At 72.0% G+C, this 2,987-nt stretch carries 4 protein-coding genes; 1 reads left to right on the forward strand and 3 read right to left on the reverse strand.

Annotation, left to right across the window (positions count from 1 at the left end):
• Positions 1 to 88: 88 nt before the first annotated feature.
• A complete protein-coding gene (locus ABZ281_RS44390; protein WP_167362005.1) occupies positions 89 to 238 on the reverse strand; it encodes a hypothetical protein in 150 nt (49 codons plus the stop codon).
• A gap of 193 nt (positions 239 to 431) precedes the next feature.
• On the opposite strand from ABZ281_RS44390, the gene ABZ281_RS44395 reads away from it, so the two are divergent.
• The gene (locus tag ABZ281_RS44395) at positions 432 to 1,730 is read left to right on the forward strand and encodes a hypothetical protein (RefSeq protein WP_356663960.1); all 1,299 of its coding nucleotides are present in this window, start codon (positions 432 to 434) and stop codon (positions 1,728 to 1,730) included.
• A 303-nt stretch (positions 1,731 to 2,033) separates the two neighbouring features.
• On the opposite strand, the gene ABZ281_RS44400 is transcribed toward ABZ281_RS44395, so the two are convergent.
• Positions 2,034 to 2,423 (reverse strand): hypothetical protein, encoded by a 390-nt coding sequence (locus ABZ281_RS44400; RefSeq protein WP_086796490.1) that lies wholly within the window; start codon positions 2,421 to 2,423, stop codon positions 2,034 to 2,036.
• 104 nt (positions 2,424 to 2,527) lie between these two features.
• Complete coding sequence (locus tag ABZ281_RS44405; protein ID WP_356663963.1) at positions 2,528 to 2,827, reverse strand: hypothetical protein; 300 nt, start codon at positions 2,825 to 2,827, stop codon at positions 2,528 to 2,530.
• Positions 2,828 to 2,987 lie beyond the last annotated feature (160 nt).

A 2,987-nucleotide genomic window follows, 5' to 3' on the forward strand; every position in this document is an offset into this window, starting at 1 on the left:
GAACAGCCGCAGGTGATCGTCGTCGACAACGCCTCCCCAGGCACGCCGCGATGGACATCTGCGTCATCGCGTCAGGGCTCCCGGTCCGTCAGTCGTTGCCGTCGCTCTTGCCGGTGCCGCCGCCGTCCGAGGGGATGGCGTTGCGGCCCCGGGCGGCGACGATCGACCGACGGGAACGGACCAGGCCGCCCGTTGACGGCCCGGACGTGGCGGGCGGGGGCGTGGCGGGACTCTGCATGGAATCCTCCTGCGGGGCTGGTGGCCGGGCCCTGTCGGCACGGCCGCGAACACCGCCAGTACAGCCACCCGACCCGCTCGCGATAACCCCGTCATGGGGGCCCCACGGTGGGTATGGTCGTGGGGCTGACGCTTCGTCATTCCACGAGAGTTCTGGGGGACTTGTGGACGACTTACCGCCGTCACCCGCCCAAGTGCCGCGCCATCTGCTGGCCGACCCAGCGTTCGTCCGGGCCCTGTACGAGCGGGACTTCACCGTGGTCTTTGCGACGGCCCACGACGTGGGGATCTCCTTCAACCGGATCGCCGAAGCGTGTGCGCTCAAAGCCGAGCGTGTCAGCCAGATCGCCCGGGGCGCGGCCTCGGTCACCGCGCTGGCAACTGTCGAGAGAATCGCCGACGGTCTGCGCATTCCCGGTGCCCTCCTGGGCCTTGCTGCGCAACCCTGGGAGGACACCGCCGTTCTCAGCACGGAGTCCCACCATGGAGATGATCCGATGAAGCGCCGCAATCTGCTGCGTGGCGCGCTCGCCGCCGGCCTCACCGCTCCGGCGCTCGCCGCGCTCACTGCCGCCCGGACCGACGTCGACCAGACCCTCTCCCCCGACGTGCCCCAGGACCTGGCCGACCTGGAGGCCGCTGCCGAGAGCTACGGGTACGGCTATCACGGCCAGCAACCCACCCGCGTCCTGGCCGACATGGTCACCGACTTCACGACCCTGCGCCCGCTGCTCACCGTCCCGCAGCCCGCACCGGTACGGGCTCGGCTGTGCCGCACGGCCGGACAGATGGCCGGGATGACCGCGATCGTCTTACACGACCTGGGCAGCCGCCGGGAATCCCGCGCCTGGTTCGCCACGGCCGCCCGCGCTGCCGCCGAATCCGGCGACGGCCAGCTGTACGCCTGGGTCCGGGCGCGCGAGGCGATGGTGCCGCTCAACTACGGCGCTCCGAAGGCAGCAGCCGGACTCGCCGACCAGGCCCGGCACGCCGCCGGCACCCGGCCGACCGCCGCGGCGACGTTGGCGGCCGCCGTCGCCGCCCGCGCCTACGCCCTCAACCATCAGCCCGAGCAGGCCCGCGCCGCGCTCGCGGCCGCCGATGCCCTCATGGCCCGGCTCCCCGAATGCGAGAGGTCGGATACGTGGCTGACGTACGGCGAGCAGAAGCATCACGTCCACCTCAGTCACGCCTTCACCACGCTCGGGGACACCGGCCGCGCCCGGGAGAGCCAGGCGCGGGCGTTGGAGCTGTCCGCGCCGACCAGCACGATGACGCGCACCCTGCTGAACATCGACGGCGCCGCCTGCTCCCACCATGACGGTGAGAGCGAGGAAGCGTGCCGCCGTACGGCCGCCGCCCTGACCGGACTGCCGGACGGATACCGCACCGGCCTGGTCCGCCGCCGCGCCCTGGACCTGTACGAAGCGATCCCCGCCCAGCACCACCACGAACGCGCGGTACGGGAGCTGCGGGACGTCCTCGCCGTCTGAAAGGCACAGGATCAGGGGAGTCTTCCCGGCCGCCCCCTTGGCGGTCCTGGCGCGACGGCCCCGCCCGGCGCGCAACCCGGCGAGTGCGCCCCGATCCCCGGCTGCGTCCGCGCCGCCCATCCCGCCCACCCACTCCTCAACTCCAGCCAGGGCATGGGCGATGGGGGTCGCAACGGGGATGTCAGCGGCCCGACCACGCCGTACGCCTGTGGTGACCTGGTCGGATCCAGGACGTTGTGAACGCCTGCGCAACATCTACCGCAACACTCAGCGCAACACTTCGCGCAACATCTACCGCAACACCTAGCGCAACCCGGGTCCTTGTGGGGTGAAGCGGCTGCCGGGCACCCTGCGACCGGTGCCCACGGCCTGGTGCTGGTCGCGGGTCGCGCGCACGACCAGGTCCAGGACGTCGTCCAAGGCAAGCCGCAGTTCGCGTCCGTCCTGCGACGCGGCACGGGTCGGAGAGTCCAGGATCGCCGCGCATCGCGTTGCGACCGGTGCGAGCCGCCCGTGGGAGACCTTCGGGCCGGCCGCGCGCAGCCCGACGCGTACGGCGTGCGCGCTCGCCCCGCCTTCTGCCTGCATCGCGGTCGCAAGGACGCGTTCGTACTCATCCGGCTGCCAGTCGTGTGCTTCCAGATCAGTGCGTAGTTCGGTCAGCGTAGCCAGGACCGCCTCGAGGGTCGCCATGATCCCGGACCCTACTCGGCACCGCGCTGACCAGTCGTGGTCGGGCCTGTGGTCGGGGTGCTCGGGCCCATGGTCGGGTTCGTGGTCGGGGCGACGGTCAGGAGTCAGGGCGTGTCGCCGGAGTAGTAGAAGCGGCACATCACACCCGGGCCGGGCGTGCGGGGCTCGCCGGGGTTCGGGTCGTAGAGGGCGCGGCCACCGGGCCACCGCGTCAGCTCGGTGGACAGGGCGGCGCCGTCGTCGACTTCCTCCGGCCGCCATCCCGTGATGTCCAGCAGCAGTCCGTCCAGCGGCCCGCCTATGAGCGCGGCGTACGTCTGGTGGGGCAGCGGGCCGGGGTTGGGGGCGTCGTGGTCGTGGCCGTACACCCGGCCGCGCAGCAGCTGCTCGTCATCGGCGTTCATCCGACCAGCCTTCCAGCCGCCACCGACAGCCGGGGGTGCGGTCGGCGTGGCCGGGCGGGGGGGTGGGCGGGGAACAACCCCGCGGAGAAAAAACGCCACGAGATCTGCACGTTTGGGCGCTCCGATAGGCTCGGCTACATCGGCCGGGCCGTCGGTTGTG

Source organism: Streptomyces sp. NPDC006265 (assembly GCF_040613555.1).
Classification (GTDB): Bacteria; Actinomycetota; Actinomycetes; order Streptomycetales; family Streptomycetaceae; genus Streptomyces.

Excerpts from the sequence above, each read along its gene's own strand:
- ABZ281_RS44390 (WP_167362005.1), bottom strand. The coding sequence starts at position 238 with ATGCAGAGTCCCGCCACGCCCCCGCCCGCCACGTCCGGGCCGTCAACG.
- ABZ281_RS44400 (WP_086796490.1), bottom strand. The coding sequence starts at position 2,423 with ATGGCGACCCTCGAGGCGGTCCTGGCTACGCTGACCGAACTACGCACT.
- ABZ281_RS44405 (WP_356663963.1), bottom strand. The coding sequence starts at position 2,827 with ATGAACGCCGATGACGAGCAGCTGCTGCGCGGCCGGGTGTACGGCCAC.